This window comes from Micromonospora sp. NPDC047753, assembly GCF_040642735.1.
Classification (GTDB): Bacteria; Actinomycetota; Actinomycetes; order Mycobacteriales; family Micromonosporaceae; genus Micromonospora.
On sequence record NZ_JBEYSL010000112.1, the window covers coordinates 1 to 15409 of the forward strand.

Consider the following 15409-nt stretch of genomic DNA (forward strand, 5'->3'; position numbering starts at 1 on the left):
ATCGGGAAGTCGGTCTTGTACGCGGCGTCGTAGAGCGGGAAGACGTGCCCGCCGGACAGCGTGAACATCTCCCGTACGCCGTGCGCGCGTAGTGCCGCGAGCGCCAACTCGCCGCCGTGACCCTCGATCCGCTCCGTCATGTCGCTCCCATCGTCCGTGGCCGGGATCACAGGTTACCGGCCAGTCACTTGGCCCTGCGACCGTGGCCCCGGCCGGTGGACGGTGCCGAGGTCAGAGCGCCGTCGGGGCGGGAGGCGACGGATCAGCGGCCGGTGAAGCCCGGCTTGCGCTTCTCGACGAAGGCCGCCATGCCCTCGCGCCGGTCGTCGGTGGCGAACAGCGCCGCGAAGAGCTGACTCTCCCAGGCGAGGCCCGAGTTCAGGTCCATGTCCAGGCCGCCGTCGACCGCCAGCTTCGCCGCGCGCAGCGCCTGCACCGGGCCCGTCAGGTACGGCTTCACGTAGGCGACAGCGGCCTCGTAGACCTCGGCGGCCGGGACCACGCGGTCGGCCAGGCCGATCCGCAGGGCCTCCTCGGCGTCGACCATCCGGCCCGTCATGATCAGATCCTTGGCGCGGGCCGGGCCGACCAGGCGGGCCAGCCGCTGCGTGCCGCCGGCACCCGGGATGATGCCGAGCTTGATCTCCGGCTGACCGAGCTTGGCGTCCTCGGCGACGATCCGCCAGTCACAGGCCAACGCCAGCTCACAGCCGCCACCGAGGGCGTACCCGGTGATCGCGGCGACCACCGGCTTGGGGATCCGGGCGATCGCGCCGAGCGCGCTGGACAGGTTCGCCGCCCGGTCGGCCATGTCCACGTAGGACATGTCAGCCATCTGCTTGATGTCGGCGCCGGCGGCGAAGACCTTCTCCCCGCCGTACACGATGACCGCGCGGACCTCGGGATCGGCGGTGGCCGCCGTCGCGGCGGCGCGCAACTCCTCCTGCACCTGGGTGTTGAGCGCGTTCATCGGCGGCCGCTCCAGCCGGATCGTGCCGATGCCGTCAGTGGTCTCCAGCCGAACGAACTCGCCCACGCTGCCCTCACTTCCTCGTCGAAGTCGCGTGCCAACCTTACGACCCGGCTCGTTTGGGTAAGTAGTGTGGTGTCAGCCCCGTGGGCGGGAGTCCAGCCATGGTCACGTATTACGACGACAGGTCGGTGCAGGTCACCTCCACCACTCTTCGCGTGGACGGTCGCAGCTACAAGCTGGCCGACATCACGATGATCTGGCACCGCCGGGGCACCCGCTCCTGGCGTGTGCTGGTGGGGCGGGGCGCGATCGGCGCAGCGCTCGCCGGCCCGCTGGTCGCGGCGGTGCTCGGCATCGGCGTGGCCGTCTGGCTGCACCGCTCCCCCACCGTGACGATCGCGATCGTCGGCGCGTCGGTGCTGGTCGGCCTGGCCGTCGGGCCGGTCGCCGACTTCCTCTTCGAACACCTGGACCGCTCGTACGCCCGGGGCAGCCGCCAACTGGAGATCTGGGCCCGTTGGCGGGGCCAGCCGGTGCGTCTGCTGCACACCGGTGACGCGCTGCGCTTCGGGCAGATCTACCGGGCGGTGCAACGCGCGGTGGAGCACAGCCAGCCGGCCCACCCCGCCACGCGCCGCTAGCCGGCCCGTTCCGCACGGGCACGGGCACGGCAGACCGCACGGGCACGGCAGACCGCACGGGCACGGGCACGGCCGGACTCGGCGAGGTTGCCCGGCGGTGGTTAGGCTTAGTGATGACCCTCTATTACCGGGACGACGCGGTGCAGGTGACCTCCGAGTCGATCCGGGCGGGTGGTCACGTGATCGCCCTGTCCGACGTGACGTTCGTCTGGCACGCACGGGGGCAGAAAACCCTCGCCGTACGCGGCCGTGTGCTGGGGCGCGGTGTCCTGGTCCTGCTGCTCTCGCTGCCGCCGCTGGTCGCCGTGGTCTGCGTGCTGTCGCTGGCCTGGTCGGCTCAGGACCGAGGCAACTGGCAGCTGGCGCTGATCATCCTGGCCGCCTGCGCGGCGGGGGCGCTCGCGCTGGCACCGTTCCTGGAGATCCCCCTCGGCTGGCTGGACCGCTCCTACGAGCGCGGCAGCCACGTGCACGAGTTGTGGGTGCAGCACCACGGTCGGGCGGACCTGCTGGTGCGCACCCCGGACGCGCTACGGTTCGGGCAGATCTACCGGGCCGTGCAGCGCGCCGTCGAACAACAGGGGGACCACCGATGACCACCCGCCGCCGCGAGGCCGTCGCCCTGGCCGGCCTGCTCGCGACGGCCGGCGTCACCCATCTGGTACGCCCCGGCGTCTACGACCCGATCGTGCCGCGTGTGCTGCCCGGCCCGCCCCGTTTCTGGACGTACGCCAGCGGGGTCGCCGAACTGGTGGTGGCTGCGGCTGTCGCGAACCCGGCCACCCGGCGGGCCGGCGGCCGGGCAGCCGCCGCTCTCTTCGTCGCCGTCCTGCCGGCGAACGTCAAGATGGCCGTGGACTGGCGGCGCCGACGCCCGACACAGCGGGCCATCGCGTACGGCCGGGTGCCGTTGCAGGTGCCGCTGATCTGGTGGGCGCTGCGGGTGGCCCGCGCCGACACCGCCGGTCGACAGTCACGCTGACCTGCTCCGACGGGCGGTTGTGGCACGGCCGACGCACACTTGACCCCATGGCGATTCCCCTACCCACCCCGACCGCCGTGGTCGGTCTGACCCGCTCCGCCCTCGACCAGGCGCTCGGCTCGGCCGCCTCGATGGCCGCCGTGCCCGCCCGCGCGTTCGCCGTGCTCGACGGGGTGGAGCAGCTCCTGGCCCGGATCAACGGCGTGGTCGACCGGATCGAGACGACCCTGGATCGGACCGACCAGGTGCTCACCGACGCCGAGGGCGCGGTTCGCGAGGTGGCCGTCATCAGCACCGCCGCGACCACCGCCATCGACACGGCCACCGAGGTGGCCACCGCCGCCGCCGCTGTGGTCGCCGAGGCCGACCGGGTCTCCCGGGTGGCGGGCACCGTGGTCGCCGAGGCCGACCGGGTCGCGAAGCGCGCCTCCGTCACCGTGGGCACCGCGACGGAGGCCGCGGCCACCGCGGCCGAGTTGCTGTCGGCGTACGAGCCGGCGCTGCGCCGGGCCGCACCGATGGCCGAGCGGTTCGTCGGGGAGCTGAGCCACGAGGAGATCACCGCGGCGATCCATCTGATCGACGAGCTGCCCAAGCTCCGGGAACATCTGACGGCGGACATTTTGCCGATCCTTGCCACGCTGGACCGGGTCGGCCCGGACCTGCACGACCTGCTCGACGTCACCCGTGACCTCAAGCTCGCCGTGGCCGGCATCCCCGGGCTGGGCATGCTGCGCCGCCGCGGCGAGAAGCTCGCCGACGAGCCGGTGGGGTGAACGCCAGCCCGCCCGTGCCGTGGATCAGCAGTCGCAGGTGATCGTCGTGGCGGGCGCGGTGTGTCGGTGTTCGAGACCGGGATCGTGACCGAGGTGTTCGGACTGGCCCGGCCCGAATTCGACGTCGACTGGTACGACCTCGTGGTCTGCGCCGAGCGGCCGGGGCCGGTGCCGGTGGTCGGCGGAGCGAGCCTGCACACCCCGTACGGTCTGGCCGAGCTGGCGGCGGCGCGCAACGGGGTCAGGCCGGCGCGTACAGCTCGTCGATCTCGGTGCGTTGCGGCAGCGCCACCGAGGCGCCGAGCTTGCGCACGCAGGCAGCGCCGGCCGCCGACGCCCAGCGCACCGCGTCGACCAGCTCGCGCCCTTCGCCCCAGCCGACGGCCAGCGCGGCGGTGAACGCGTCACCGGCGGCGGTGGAGTCGACCACGTCGACCCGTACCGCCGGCACGTGCACCTCGGTGCCGTCCCGGTCGACGTACCAGGCGCCCTCCCCGCCGAGAGTGAGCACGGCCCGGGGAGTCAGGTCGAGCAGCGCGCGCGGCTCCTCCCGACCCCGGCCGGCGAGCGCCTGCGCCTCGCCCTCGTTGACGACCAGCAGGTCCACGGCGGCGAGCAGCTCGGGTGGGAGGTCCCGCGCCGGGGCGGCGTTCAGGATGACCCTGGTGCCGGCCTCGCGGGCGGCCACCGCGGCGGCAGTCACGGTCTGCACCGGGATCTCCAGTTGCGCGACCAGGACGTCCGCCGTACGGACGGTGGTCAGCTCCTCCTCGCTGAGGCCGACCAGGGCGTCGTTCGCGCCGGGGGTGACCACGATGGCGTTGTCCCCCTGGGCGTTGACCATGACCAGCGCCACTCCCGAGGTGCCGTAGACCACGCGAAGCTGACTGGTGTCCACGCCGGCCGCTGTGATGCGGGCCTTGAGGGTGACGCCGAAGGCGTCCGAGCCGATCGCGCCGAGGAAGGCACAGGAGGCGCCGGCGCGGGCCGCGGCCACGGCCTGGTTGGCGCCCTTGCCGCCGGGCACCATCACGAAGTCGGTGCCGAGCATGGTCTCGCCCTGTCGAGGCAGCGCGGGTGCCATCGCGACCAGGTCCATGTTGGCGCTGCCCACCACGGCGACCCGGGTCTGCGGCACGGCCGTCTCCGCCTGTCCGGCGCTCAGGCGGCGCGGGCGGTGAAGCGGTCGCCCGACCGCTCGACGACGAGTGGCAGCCCGAAGGTCTTGGAGAGGTTGTCACCGGTCAGCGTCTCGGCGAGCAGGCCCTGGGCGACCACCCCGCCCTCGCGCAGGAGTATCGCGTGGGTGAAACCGGGAGGGATCTCCTCGACGTGGTGGGTGACCAGCACCATGGCCGGGGCGTCCGGGTCGTAGGCCAGCTCGGCCAGTCGGGCGACCAGGTCTTCCCGACCGCCCAGGTCGAGCCCGGCGGCGGGCTCGTCGAGCAGCAGCAGCTCCGGGTCGGTCATCAGGGCACGGGCGATCTGCACCCGCTTGCGCTCACCCTCGGAGAGGGTGCCGTAGCGGCGTTCGGCGAGACCACCGACGCCGAGTTGACTCAGCAGTGCCCGCGCCCGCGCCTCGTCGCCACGGTCGTAGTTCTCCCGCCAACGGCCGACCACCGACCAGGCGGCGGTCACCACCACGTCGCTGACCCGCTCCTCGGCGGGCAGCCGCTCGGCGATCGCGGCGGTGGTGAGCCCGATCCGGGTACGCAGCTCGTTGACGTCGGTGCGGCCGATCCGCTCGCCGAGCACGTGCGCGACACCCGTGGTGGGGTGCAGCCGGCCGGCGGCGAGGTTGAGCAGTGTGGTCTTGCCGGCGCCGTTGGAGCCGAGCACGACCCACCGCTCGTCCAGTTCGACACGCCAGGTCAGGTCCTCTAGGAGGGCGGTGCCGGAGCGGCGCACGCCGACGCCGTCGAGGCTGACCACCAGATCCGGGTTCACCGCACCATCCAACCACGCAGCGCCGGGGTGCCCCCCATGGGCGGCACCTCAGCCATAGGGTGAAGCGCCGTGTCATTGATCACCAAGCCCGAAGGACGGCCCATGCCCAGCCGACGTACGGAGCTGCGCAGATGAGCGCGGTCATCGAGATCGAGGGTCTACGCAAGAGCTTCCGCAGCCTGCGCAGCGGCCGACGGGTGGCGGTGGACGGGTTCGACCTGCTGGTCGAGGCGGGCCAGGTCCACGGCTTCCTGGGCCCCAACGGCTCGGGCAAGACCACCACCCTGCGGGCCCTGCTCGGGCTGGTACGCGCCGACAGCGGCCGGATGACGGTGCTCGGCGAACCGTCGCCGGAGTTGCTGCCCCGGGTGGCGGGTCAGGTCGGCGCCATCGTGGAGAGCCCGCAGTTCTTCGGCAACTTCACCGGCTACCGGACGCTGCGGCTGTTGGCCCGCGCCGGTGGTGTGCCGGTCTCGCGGGTGGACGAGGTGCTGGATCTGGTGGGCCTGCACGACCGGGGCGATGAGCGGGTGAAGGGCTACTCGCTGGGCATGAAGCAGCGTCTGGCGGTGGCGTCCGCGCTGTTGAAGGACCCGCGTCTGCTCATCCTGGACGAGCCGGCGAACGGCCTGGACCCGGCGGGCATCCGGGAGATGCGGGACCTGATGCGGTCGCTGGCGGCCAACGGGGTGACAGTGCTGGTGTCCAGTCACATCCTGGGCGAGATCCAGCTCATCTGCGACCACGTCACGATCATCTCTCGGGGGCGGCGGGTCGCGACCGGTCGGGTGGACGAGGTGCTGGCGGGCCACGACCGGCACGAGTTCCTGGTCCGGGTGGCCGAGCCGGAGCGGGCCGTCGAGCTGCTGCACGCGGCCGAGCTGACGGCGGTGGTGGACGGTGGAGCGTTGGTGGTGAGCGGGGTGAGCGACCCGACGGCGATCAGCCGGGTGCTCGGTGAGCAGGGTCTATGGGTGGGCGAGCTGACGCCGCTGCGGCCGGATCTGGAGAGCGTCTTCCTGGAGCTGACCGGCGCGTACGAGCATCCGTCGGTGCCCCGGCAGGTCGGCGACCCGTCGCTGCCGCAGGACGAAGCTGTGATCGACCTCGATCGGGGAGTGGACGCGTGAACCTGGTGCGTGCCGAGTTGGAGCGACTGTCCGCGCGTCGCTTCGTGCAGCTCATGGTGGTCCTGTTGGCGTTGGCGTTCGCCGTCACGGCGGCGACCACCCTTGCCGGCTCCCACAAACCGAGCGTCAGTGAGCTGAACTCGGCGCGGACGCAGGCCGCCGAGGCGCGGCGTGACATGGAGGCCACCCACCAGGAGTGCCTGGCCCGCCAGGACGGCACCTCAACCTCCGACTCGGACAGGTACTTCCCCAGCGACTGCTCCCAGATCGACCCGATCCGGCAGGACCGGCTGCCGATCGCCGCCGACTTCCTGCCGGGTGTGTTCACCTTCGCCGAGCAGGCCCAACCGCTGCTGTACTTCCTCATCGCGTTCCTGGTGTTGTTCGGGTTCCTGGTCGGCGCCTCCTACATCGGCGCGGACCTGACCTCGGGCGGGGTGGTGAACCTGCTGCTCTGGCGACCGCGCCGGTTGACGGTGCTCGCGACCAAGCTGGGCACCCTGCTCGGCGCGGTGCTGGTCCTGGCCCTGCTGGCGTCGGTGGTCTATCTCGCCACGTTCTGGGTGATCGGGCAGGCTTTCGGGTTGCCGGGCAGACTGGACGGCGACTTCTGGCGCTCACTCGGCGCGGTGCACGGCCGTGGCCTGGTGCTGGTGCTGCTGGCCTCCGCGCTGGGCTTCGCGATCGCCACGCTGGGTCGGCACACGTCTGCGGCGCTCGGCGCGCTCGCCGCGTACGCGGTGGTCTGGGAGTTGGGTGGCCGAGTGGTCCTGGAGATCATCGACGCGCGGAAGTCGGACCTGTTCATGCTGTCCAGCCACATCGGGGCGTGGCTCAACGGCGAGGCGCGGTTCTATGACGAACAGGTCTGCCGGGGCAGCGGCCAACTCCCGTACTGCGAGGGGTTTTACACGGTGACCTGGCTGCCGGCGCTGTTGGTGCTGCTGGCGATCACCGGCGGTCTGACCGCGGCGGCGTTCGCCGTGTTCCGTCGCCGCGACCTGATCTGAGTCGAGGCCGTCGGGTCGCCCCGGTCCGGGCGGCCCGACGGAACGGCCAGGCGACGCCCGGCAGGAGCTTGCAAGCCGTGGGGCGCGGTGAAATATTCCTTCACATGACCGCCGCAGCGGGCTCAGCCGACGGTGGAGCCGAACACCTCGTCGCGCACGGCGTTGAGGGCGGTGCGCAGCGCGCCGTGCAGGATCGGCTCCTCGGTCAGCCCGGTCGGCACCACTCGCGGCTGGACCAGGGTGATCGCGGCGACCTCCTGCTGCACCCGGTCGGCGAGCGCCGCGCCACCGGCCTGGCCCACCTCCCCGGCGAGCACGACCAGCGGCGGGTCCAGCACCACGCAGGTGCTGGCCACGCCGAGCGCGAGCCGACGGGCGAGTTCGTCGAGCATCGGGCCGCCGTCAGCGCCGGCCGCGACGGCCGCGCGGACCGCCTCGGCGGCGTCGGCATCCGGGTAGCCGTGCTCGCGGGCCACCGCGCGCACCGAGTCCGCACCGATCAGCTGCTGGAAGGCCGGCTTGGCGCGACGCGAGACGTCGCGCGGGATGGGCGCGCCGGGCACCGGAAGGTAGCCGATCTCGCCGGCCGCACCGCTGCTGCCGTGGTGCAACCGCCCGCCCAGCATGATCGCCAGGCCGACGCCGGCGCCCACCCAGACCAGCACGAAGTCCGACAGCCCTCGCGCCGCGCCGGACTGCGCCTCGGCCACGGCCGCCAGGTTGACGTCGTTCTCGAAGACCACAGGTGTGTGCAGGTCGTCCCGCAACGCGGCGAGCAGACCACTGTGCCAGCGCGGCAGGTTGAAGGCGAAGGTGATGTCGCCGGTGCCGGGGTCGACCAGGCCCGGCGTGCCGAGCACGATCCGTCGTACGCTGCTCAACTGCGCCTGGGCGCTGCTCGCCGCCTGCACGACGGCGTTGTGCACCACGCCCACCGGGTCGTCGGTGTCCCGGGTCGACTGCTCCACCCGGCCGATGACCGCGCCGGTGATGTCGGCGCACGCGGCCACCACCCGGTCCGGCCCGACGTCCACGCCGACGACGTGCGCACTGCTCGGGCGGACGGCGTAGAGCTGGGCGTTCGGCCCCCGCCCGCCGGCCTGCTCGCCGACCCGCGCGACGAGGCCGCGCTCCTCCAACCGCTCGACAAGTTGCGAGGCGGTGACCTTCGACAGACCGGTCAGTTCGCCGAGTCGGGCCCGGGTCAGCGGGCCGCGTTCGAGGAGCAGTTCCAGCGCGGCACGGTCGTTGAGCGCCCGCAACAGACGGGGGGTGCCGGGCAGCCGGGTCGCACTCATGACACGTCCTCTAGTTTTAGTAAACTTTGCTAACTGTAAACCGACCTGCGAACGGGTAGCCGTAGCGTAACGGTCACCCGACGGTGGGACGCTCGGCCGAGTCGGCAGGGCCAGGACCACCACCGGTACGACGTTTCGTACCCGCGGGGGCACCGAAGGGGGAAACACGTGGGGTTGGATCCAGGACTGCGCCGGCTCGCGCTGGGCACGCTGCTGGCCGCGTACCCGGGACCGGTTCCGCCGGACTGGGCGGTCGACCTGCTGGCCGACGGGCTGGCCGGGCACACCCTGTTCGGCACCAACGTGCACGACACCGCGCAGGTGGCGGCGAGCACCGCCGCACTGCGCACCGGTCGACCCGACGCGCTGATCGCGATCGACGAGGAGGGTGGCGACGTGACCCGGCTGGCGCACGCCACCGGCAGCCCGTACCCCGGCAACGCCGCCCTGGGTGCGATCGGCGACGTGGCCCTCACCCGACGGGTCTACCAGGCGATCGGCGCCGAACTGGCAGCGCTCGGCATCACCGTCAACCTCGCTCCCACCGTCGACGTCAACACCGCCGACGACAACCCGGTGATCGGCACCCGGTCCTTCGGCGCGGATCCGGTGCGGGTGGCCGCCCACTCGGCCGCCGCCGTGGCCGGGTTGCAGGCCGCCGGCGTCGCCGCCTGCGCCAAGCACTTCCCCGGGCACGGTGCCACAGTCACCGACTCCCACCACGAACTACCCACAGTGGATGCTCCGCTGGGCCTGCTCCGCCAGCGGGACCTACCGCCGTTCGCGGCCATCGTCGCCGCCGGGGCGCGCGCCGTGATGACCGCGCACATCCGGGTGCCGGCACTCACCGGCGCCGACCCGGCCACCTTCAGCCGAGCCGTCCTTGTCGACCTGTTGCGCACCGAGTACGGCTTCACCGGCACCGTCATCACCGACGCGCTGGAGATGAAGGGTGCCGCGGTGGCCGCCGGTGGGGTCGGGCCGGCTGCGGTCCGGGCCCTGAGCGCGGGTGCCGACCTGCTCTGCATCGGCGCGAAGGTCGACGCCGAACTGGTCGAGCGGGTGGCCGCCGAGATCGTCGACGCGCTCGCCGACGGCCGGCTGGCGAGAGCGCGGGTCGAGGAGGCGGCCGGCCGCGCCGCCGATCTCGCCGCCTGGACCCGGGCCGCCAGCGGGTCACCGGCCACCGGCGACACCGAGCTGGGGTACGCGGCAGCGCGTCGAGCGGTCCGGGTGGATGGCCTGCTCACTGGCCTGGACCAGCCACTTGTGGTGCAACTGCACACCGAGTCGACGATCGCCGAGGGGCGGGTTCCGTGGGGCCTCGGTCCGCACCTGGACGGGGTGTCGGAGATCCGGGTGATCGCCGCCGAGACCGACCCGGCCACGCTGCGCGGATTGGCGGGCGACCGTCCCATCGTCCTGGTCGGACGACACCTGCACCGGCTGCCCGGCGGTCCGGACCTGATCGCCGAGCTGGCGGCCCAGCACCCCGTGACAGTGGTGGAGATGGGCTGGCCGGCACAGTGGCGGCCCGTTGGCGTCCGCGCCTTCGTCACCACCTACGGCGCGAGCCACGCCAACGGTCGCGCGGCGGCCGAGGTGCTCGGCCTGGCCGGCTAAGCCACGGCGTTCTCCGGCCGGGCTGAAAAGCTCGGCCGGATGTCGCGCCCCGGCACCGCGCCGAAGTGTCCACAGTCACTGGTCGCCACTCCTTGAACATGTTCAACATCGACCCTAGTCTGATGACGTCGGTAGTTGAACACGTTCAAGAAGGGCGTCCACATGGACATCAAGGTCTGGATGTACGTGATCTACCTCGCGGTCAGCATCGGCCTGACCATCTGGGTGGCTCGCGCACTGTCCCGCAACGGGCAGGTCTTCCTGGAGGAGGTGTTCGCCGAGGAACGACTCGCCCGGGCCGTCAACAGCCTCCTGGTGGTCGGCTTCTACCTGCTCAACCTCGGCTACGTCACGGTGGCGATGAAGCACCCCGACCCGGTCGATTCGACCAGCCAGGCCATGGAGGAGCTGTCTATCAAGATCGGTTTGGTGCTGCTGGTGCTCGGCGCGCTGCACTTCTTCAACGTCTTCGCGCTCGGCCGCTACCGCCGAAACCGACTCCGCCAGCTCGCCACCCACCCCCCGCTCGCCCCGATCGGCCGACTCCCCATGCCGTCCGCCCCTCCCGGATCGCAGTTCGTCGGCGCGTACCCGGGCGGACCGCAGCCGACCGGTGCACACCCGGCAGGACCCCCGCCGGCTGGCCCGCAGCCGGGCGTCGGCCCGACGAACAACCCACAAACCCGATGACCGCGCCCCCGACCGGTGGCGGCGGTCGGCTCCCGGATCCCACCGCTCACTCCGGCGGTGGGATCCGGGGGTTCACCGTCCTGTTCGACGCCGACTGCCCGATCTGCCGCGCCGCCCGCCGCTGGTTGTCGTCCCGCGCCCAGCTCGTACCCCTGGAGTTCGTGCCGGCCGGGTCCACCGAGGCCCGGCGGCGCTTCCCCGGCCTGAACCACGACGCGACGCTGCGCGACCTCACCGTGATCGCCGACACCGGCGAGGTGTACGCGGGCGACGGCGCCTGGTTCGCCTGCCTCTGGGCGCTGACCGACCACCGGTCCACGGCCGAGCGGCTGGCCCGACCGCACCTGCTGCCCCTCGCCCGCCAGACGGTGGCCGCCGCCTCGGCGATCCGCGAACGGATCCGCGACCCGTGGGCCGAGCCGACCGACGAACCGGCGGGATACGGTGACCTCGATGACCGAAGAGCCTGCGCAGACGACCACTGCGGGTGACCCAGCCACCGCCCGGGGCGAGCAGACCCGGCAACTGATCCGGGACACCGCGATGCGGCTGTTCCGCGAACGCGGATACGCCCAGACCACCATGCGGGCGATCGCGCAGGAGGCCGGCGTGGCGGTCGGCAACGCCTACTACTACTTCGGCTCCAAGGACCACCTGATTCAGGAGTTCTACGCCCAGTCCCAGGTCGAGCACCGGGCCGCCGCGCAGCCCGTGCTCGATCGGGAGGAGGCGTTCGGTCCCCGGCTCGCCGGAGTGCTGCACGCGGGGATCGACGTGTTGACGCCCTCACACGGATTCGCGGCGACCTTCTTCAAGACGGCGGCGGAACCCACCTCGCCGCTGAGCCCCTTCTCCGCTGAGTCCTCCGGCCCCCGACAGGCGGCCATCGACCTCTTCGGCGAGGTGTTGACCGGCTCGACGGCCACTGTCGACGCCGAGCTGCGTCCACAGCTGCCCGAGCTGCTCTGGCTCGCGTACATGGGCGTGATCCTCTACTGGGTGCACGACCGATCACCCGGCCAGACCAAGACCCGCCAACTGATCGACGGGGCCGTGCCGCTCATCGATCGGCTCGTGGCGCTGTCCCGACTCCGGGTCCTTCGGCCGGTGACCCGACAGGTGCTCGACCTGATTCGTACGCTCCGTCACTGATCCGGTCGACCTCCTTCGGCTGGCGAAGCAGCAGGTCAAGTCCGCTTTTCGACACTCCGAACCGACAGCTTCAACCTTGCCCCGAGCCTGTTCGATACGTAGCGTGATCGACACGTAGCGGCCTGCCGCTACACCCGGAACCGGGGCCTGGGGGGAGGTTGCGGACCGTGGATCCGGCCCGGGATCCACGGTCCGCGCCCATCACCCCCACCCATCACCCCGCCCCCACCCCACCCCACCCCACCCCGCCCCACCCCGCCCCGCCCCGCCCCGCCGATCTTGCAGTTTCGGTGGTTGAGATGCGTGGAATGCCCGGGTATGTCGCGACAGAAAGTGCAAGATCGCGGACAGTTGCGGCTTCGGGCCGGTCAGCGCGGATAGACCCCGTACGCGCGCCAGCCCCGGTCCGGGAAGCCAGCCGCTTCGGCGACCCGAGCCGAGGCGTGATTGTCCCGCTCGTGCAGGTAGGTAGGGATCGCTCCCTCGTCGAGCACCCGCCGCGCAGCCTGGGCCACCAGCCGACGGGCGAGACCACGCCCCTGGGCGGCCGGCACTGTGCCGACTGCCAACTCGTGCCCGTACGCGTCGTGCCGTTTGATCGCGGCACCGGCCAGATAGGCACCGTCCGGGCCACGGACCACCAGCACCGGCCGGTCGAAGAGTCGCAGCCACGGCGGCAGCCCGGTGGCGGTCGGCTCGGTCCACTCCCCCACGTCGGGCAGCGGAGCGGGTGTCCGGCTCCACCGGAACGGACCGTCGTGTACGCAGAATTCGGGCCGGCCGACGGCCTCCGGCAGCGCGGCGAGCAACCGAGCCGGCGTACGGCGAACCAACGCGCGGATCGCCGCCACCCGGTCCGGCGCCACGGAGAGCACGGCGCTCTGCCCGGTGTCCACGGCGAGCGCGGGGCGTAGCCGGCCATCCCAGGCCGGTTCGGCACGCCGCTGCGAGGCGACCACGTGCAACCCCGGCCCGGCCGGCCACTGGCCGAGCCAGGTGGCCAGGTGCAGGTGAAGTCGCCGGTCGAGCATGCGCACCTCCCCGCGTCACCCGACCCGTCGTCGATCACCGTACGCCGGACGGCAGGGCCGGGCGCAGGATACGTCAGGGCCGCGCGGAAAAGGGCCCGGGAACCGAGCACTGGGATCGACCGTCATATGTATTTCCATATCTGGACACCTTTGTTTGGGACGGTGAACGCATGCCGATTCAGCCGAGCGATCACTACCAGCAGGATCCCGAGCGACTCTGGCGGGCAGCGGAGGCCGTCGGGGGCAATCCGCCCCAGCCGCGCTACCGGAACCCTCGGACGGTCGGCGGCGGCCTGTCGTGGGCCGGCCTGAACAAGCTGTCCGTCGGCAGCTCCAGTCGGCACCGCCTGAACAACCACTGACGCCCCACCGAGCGGGTGGCACCGAAGGGCAGCCTCTGCGTTCGCCCGGGCCGACACACCGGAGGAGGTCCAGCGGCGGCTTTCGCACACCTGTCGGGTAATTTCTTGTGGTCCGCCATCCCGGCCTACGACAGGAGAAGCTCCGCGCATGGGCAAGAAGACGATCCACGTCTCCGACTTCACCGGCACGGTTCTGCAGCAGGACGACGAGGTGGTCCGCGTCGTCGTACTGGAGCACCCGGACCTGGTCGCCGGGCCCGTGCAGTTGGACGCCACCCCGGGCGAGGTGGAGAACATCGACGACGCGGCACTGGACGTGGCGGTGGTGGAGATCCACGATCGGCACGGCCACGGTGAGCCCCGCCGGGTGGTGTTGACCGCCAGCGAGTTCGACGCGATGGCCACCGACGTGCCGATGGCGCAACTGTTGAAGACGGCCGAGCGGGTCCGCCCGCCCAAGGCCCGCAAGACCACCGAGAAGATCGACTACGGCACGCTGGAGCACGCCGGCAAGCCCCACCGGGGCCGGGTCACCGAGGAGGAGGCCCGCCTGGTGCGCGAGCAGCTCGACGAGGTCAACAAGCGACTCGCCGACGCGGGCGTACGCCAGATCGACCCGGCCGATCCGGAGCACGCCCTGCGTTACGGCTTCCCTGAGGCGTCCTGACCCCGCGTTCTCACTTCTTTCCGACGGCGGCGGCGAGGGCGCTGGCCAGGTCGCCCTCGACCGTCGCCTTGTCCAGGCCCAGGTTGGTGAGCACGCCGGCGCCGTCCTCCTGCTCCAGCAGGGCGAGCAGGATGTGCTCGGTGCCGATGTAGTTGTGCCCGAGGCGCAGCGCCTCCCGGAAGGTCAGCTCCAGCGCCTTCTTGCCGCGCGCGTCGTACGGAATGAGGTCCGGCACCTGCTCGACGCGCGGTGGCAGGACGGCAGCGACCGCCTCCCGTACCGCCTCGGAGGTGGCGCCGCGACCAGCCATCACCCTGGCGGCCAGCCCTTCCGGCTCGGCCAGCAGGCCCAGCACCAGGTGCTCGGGGCCGATCTCGGCGTTGCCGCTGGCGCGGGCCTCCTCCTGCGAGGCCATCACCACGTTGCGGGCGCGCGGGGTGAACCGGCCGAAGCCGGCGTTGGGGTCGAGCGCGGCCGCGTCGGTCGCCTTCGGCACGAAGCGCTTCTGGGCGGCCTGCTTGCTGACGCCCATGCTGCGGCCGATGTCGGTCCAGGAGGCGCCCGAGCGCCGGGCCTGGTCGACGAAGTGCCCGATCAGGTGATCAGCGACCTCGCCGAGGTGGTCGGCGGCGATGACCGCGTCGGTGAGCTGGTCGAGCGCGTCGGTGTGCGCTGTCTTGATCGCCTGGATCAGGTCGTCGAGCTTGACGGTGCTGCCGATCTGAAGAGGATCTGTCATGCGTCAACCATAGGTTGACGTATCCGCCTCGTCAACCCTGAGTTGACGATGGTGGTCCCGTCAGGCGGTGTACTCCGGCAGGAGCTGTGCGACGGCCTCCGGCGACGGCATGCCGGCGATCTCCTCGGAGATCAGTCGTGCGGCGTGCCGCTGGTCGACCTGACCACGCCGCGGAAGCAGGAGGTGTGTCTGCTCGGCGATGGCGCTCGCGTCCACCTCCCCGGGGAGGAGCCGAAGACCGACCCCGGCCGCGGTGAGGGCCTCCGCGTTGGCGAACTGGTCCGCGCCCTGCGGCAGCAACAACTGGGGTACGCCGGCCGCGAGCGCGCCGAGGGTGGTGCCGCTGCCGCCGTGGTGCACCACCACGTCGGCGAGCGGCAGCAAC

General features: G+C 72.0%; 20 protein-coding genes. 12 read left to right on the top strand and 8 right to left on the bottom strand.

The window, feature by feature from the left end; translation table 11 throughout:
• Together ABZ749_RS12525 and ABZ749_RS12530 are read right to left on the bottom strand one after the other, a co-directional pair.
• Window positions 1-140: thiamine pyrophosphate-binding protein (locus ABZ749_RS12525; protein WP_357226862.1), on the bottom strand; the 140-nt coding region annotated here is incomplete at its 3' end.
• A 122-nt stretch (window positions 141-262) separates the two neighbouring features.
• Window positions 263-1036, bottom strand: coding sequence for an enoyl-CoA hydratase-related protein (locus tag ABZ749_RS12530; RefSeq protein ID WP_355005364.1), 774 nt, complete (start codon window positions 1034-1036; stop codon window positions 263-265).
• Between the two features lie 98 nt (window positions 1037-1134).
• Between ABZ749_RS12530 and ABZ749_RS12535 the strand changes: the two genes are divergently transcribed.
• The 4 genes from ABZ749_RS12535 (at window position 1135) to ABZ749_RS12550 (ending at window position 3372) form a co-directional block, all read left to right on the top strand.
• Window positions 1135-1614 (top strand): DUF6232 family protein, encoded by a 480-nt coding sequence (locus ABZ749_RS12535; RefSeq protein ID WP_357226821.1) that lies wholly within the window; start codon window positions 1135-1137, stop codon window positions 1612-1614.
• 113 nt (window positions 1615-1727) lie between these two features.
• On the top strand, window positions 1728-2210 hold the full coding sequence (locus ABZ749_RS12540; protein ID WP_357226825.1) for a DUF6232 family protein: 483 nt from the start codon (window positions 1728-1730) through the stop codon (window positions 2208-2210).
• Window positions 2207-2596, top strand: a complete 390-nt coding sequence (locus ABZ749_RS12545) for a hypothetical protein (protein ID WP_357226827.1) — start codon at window positions 2207-2209, stop codon at window positions 2594-2596. The genes ABZ749_RS12540 and ABZ749_RS12545 overlap by 4 nt, the downstream gene beginning before the upstream one ends.
• A 47-nt stretch (window positions 2597-2643) precedes the next feature.
• A complete protein-coding gene (locus tag ABZ749_RS12550) occupies window positions 2644-3372 on the top strand; it encodes a hypothetical protein (protein WP_357226829.1) in 729 nt (242 codons plus the stop codon).
• Window positions 3373-3613: 241 nt separating this feature from the next.
• On the opposite strand, the gene ABZ749_RS12555 is transcribed toward ABZ749_RS12550, so the two are convergent.
• Together ABZ749_RS12555 and ABZ749_RS12560 are read right to left on the bottom strand one after the other, a co-directional pair.
• Window positions 3614-4510: a ribokinase gene (locus ABZ749_RS12555; RefSeq protein ID WP_357226831.1), complete on the bottom strand. Its 897-nt coding sequence runs from the start codon at window positions 4508-4510 to the stop codon at window positions 3614-3616.
• A gap of 23 nt (window positions 4511-4533) precedes the next feature.
• Window positions 4534-5334, bottom strand: a complete 801-nt coding sequence (locus ABZ749_RS12560) for an ABC transporter ATP-binding protein (protein ID WP_357226833.1) — start codon at window positions 5332-5334, stop codon at window positions 4534-4536.
• A 119-nt stretch (window positions 5335-5453) separates the two neighbouring features.
• Between ABZ749_RS12560 and ABZ749_RS12565 the strand changes: the two genes are divergently transcribed.
• Window positions 5454-6452, top strand: a complete 999-nt coding sequence (locus ABZ749_RS12565; RefSeq protein WP_357226835.1) for an ATP-binding cassette domain-containing protein — start codon at window positions 5454-5456, stop codon at window positions 6450-6452.
• Window positions 6449-7462, top strand: coding sequence for an ABC transporter permease subunit (locus ABZ749_RS12570; RefSeq protein WP_357226837.1), 1014 nt, complete (start codon window positions 6449-6451; stop codon window positions 7460-7462). The genes ABZ749_RS12565 and ABZ749_RS12570 overlap by 4 nt, the downstream gene beginning before the upstream one ends.
• A gap of 122 nt (window positions 7463-7584) precedes the next feature.
• On the opposite strand, the gene ABZ749_RS12575 is transcribed toward ABZ749_RS12570, so the two are convergent.
• Window positions 7585-8760 carry an ROK family transcriptional regulator gene (locus ABZ749_RS12575; RefSeq protein WP_357206324.1) on the bottom strand — a complete coding sequence of 392 codons (1176 nt, stop codon included), beginning with the start codon at window positions 8758-8760 and terminating at the stop codon, window positions 7585-7587.
• A gap of 168 nt (window positions 8761-8928) precedes the next feature.
• Between ABZ749_RS12575 and ABZ749_RS12580 the strand changes: the two genes are divergently transcribed.
• The 4 genes from ABZ749_RS12580 (at window position 8929) to ABZ749_RS12595 (ending at window position 12225) form a co-directional block, all read left to right on the top strand.
• Complete coding sequence (locus tag ABZ749_RS12580) at window positions 8929-10383, top strand: glycoside hydrolase family 3 N-terminal domain-containing protein (protein WP_357226840.1); 1455 nt, start codon at window positions 8929-8931, stop codon at window positions 10381-10383.
• 135 nt (window positions 10384-10518) lie between these two features.
• On the top strand, window positions 10519-11073 hold the full coding sequence (locus ABZ749_RS12585) for a hypothetical protein (protein ID WP_357226842.1): 555 nt from the start codon (window positions 10519-10521) through the stop codon (window positions 11071-11073).
• A complete protein-coding gene (locus ABZ749_RS12590; RefSeq protein WP_357226845.1) occupies window positions 11070-11564 on the top strand; it encodes a DCC1-like thiol-disulfide oxidoreductase family protein in 495 nt (164 codons plus the stop codon). Before ABZ749_RS12585 ends, ABZ749_RS12590 begins: the two co-directional genes overlap by 4 nt.
• Entirely contained in the window at window positions 11527-12225 is a 699-nt protein-coding gene (locus ABZ749_RS12595) for a TetR family transcriptional regulator (protein WP_357226849.1), read from the top strand. The genes ABZ749_RS12590 and ABZ749_RS12595 overlap by 38 nt, the downstream gene beginning before the upstream one ends.
• A gap of 368 nt (window positions 12226-12593) precedes the next feature.
• Here the strand turns inward: ABZ749_RS12595 and ABZ749_RS12600 are convergent, their stop codons facing one another.
• On the bottom strand, window positions 12594-13256 hold the full coding sequence (locus ABZ749_RS12600) for a GNAT family N-acetyltransferase (RefSeq protein ID WP_357226851.1): 663 nt from the start codon (window positions 13254-13256) through the stop codon (window positions 12594-12596).
• A gap of 170 nt (window positions 13257-13426) precedes the next feature.
• Here ABZ749_RS12600 and ABZ749_RS12605 point away from each other — a divergent pair, with 170 nt between their 5' ends.
• Together ABZ749_RS12605 and ABZ749_RS12610 are read left to right on the top strand one after the other, a co-directional pair.
• Window positions 13427-13618, top strand: coding sequence for a DNA repair protein (locus tag ABZ749_RS12605; protein WP_357226854.1), 192 nt, complete (start codon window positions 13427-13429; stop codon window positions 13616-13618).
• A gap of 148 nt (window positions 13619-13766) precedes the next feature.
• Complete coding sequence (locus tag ABZ749_RS12610) at window positions 13767-14285, top strand: hypothetical protein (protein ID WP_357199425.1); 519 nt, start codon at window positions 13767-13769, stop codon at window positions 14283-14285.
• A gap of 10 nt (window positions 14286-14295) precedes the next feature.
• Here ABZ749_RS12610 and ABZ749_RS12615 read toward each other — a convergent pair whose 3' ends face one another.
• Both ABZ749_RS12615 and ABZ749_RS12620 read right to left on the bottom strand, forming a co-directional pair.
• The gene (locus tag ABZ749_RS12615) at window positions 14296-15024 is read right to left on the bottom strand and encodes a Clp protease N-terminal domain-containing protein (RefSeq protein WP_357226857.1); all 729 of its coding nucleotides are present in this window, start codon (window positions 15022-15024) and stop codon (window positions 14296-14298) included.
• A gap of 60 nt (window positions 15025-15084) precedes the next feature.
• On the bottom strand, window positions 15085-15409 hold a 325-nt coding region (locus tag ABZ749_RS12620), incomplete at its 5' end, for a nucleotide disphospho-sugar-binding domain-containing protein (protein ID WP_357226860.1).

Bases quoted from the DNA above. Each gene is read 5' to 3' on its own strand.
- ABZ749_RS12535 (WP_357226821.1), top strand. From the start codon at position 1,135: ATGGTCACGTATTACGACGACAGGTCGGTGCAGGTCACCTCCACCACT.
- ABZ749_RS12540 (WP_357226825.1), top strand. From the start codon at position 1,728: ATGACCCTCTATTACCGGGACGACGCGGTGCAGGTGACCTCCGAGTCG.
- ABZ749_RS12545 (WP_357226827.1), top strand. From the start codon at position 2,207: ATGACCACCCGCCGCCGCGAGGCCGTCGCCCTGGCCGGCCTGCTCGCG.
- ABZ749_RS12550 (WP_357226829.1), top strand. From the start codon at position 2,644: ATGGCGATTCCCCTACCCACCCCGACCGCCGTGGTCGGTCTGACCCGC.
- ABZ749_RS12565 (WP_357226835.1), top strand. From the start codon at position 5,454: ATGAGCGCGGTCATCGAGATCGAGGGTCTACGCAAGAGCTTCCGCAGC.
- ABZ749_RS12575 (WP_357206324.1), bottom strand. From the start codon at position 8,760: ATGAGTGCGACCCGGCTGCCCGGCACCCCCCGTCTGTTGCGGGCGCTC.
- ABZ749_RS12590 (WP_357226845.1), top strand. From the start codon at position 11,070: ATGACCGCGCCCCCGACCGGTGGCGGCGGTCGGCTCCCGGATCCCACC.
- ABZ749_RS12595 (WP_357226849.1), top strand. From the start codon at position 11,527: ATGACCGAAGAGCCTGCGCAGACGACCACTGCGGGTGACCCAGCCACC.
- ABZ749_RS12600 (WP_357226851.1), bottom strand. From the start codon at position 13,256: ATGCTCGACCGGCGACTTCACCTGCACCTGGCCACCTGGCTCGGCCAG.
- ABZ749_RS12605 (WP_357226854.1), top strand. From the start codon at position 13,427: ATGCCGATTCAGCCGAGCGATCACTACCAGCAGGATCCCGAGCGACTC.
- ABZ749_RS12610 (WP_357199425.1), top strand. From the start codon at position 13,767: ATGGGCAAGAAGACGATCCACGTCTCCGACTTCACCGGCACGGTTCTG.
- ABZ749_RS12615 (WP_357226857.1), bottom strand. From the start codon at position 15,024: ATGACAGATCCTCTTCAGATCGGCAGCACCGTCAAGCTCGACGACCTG.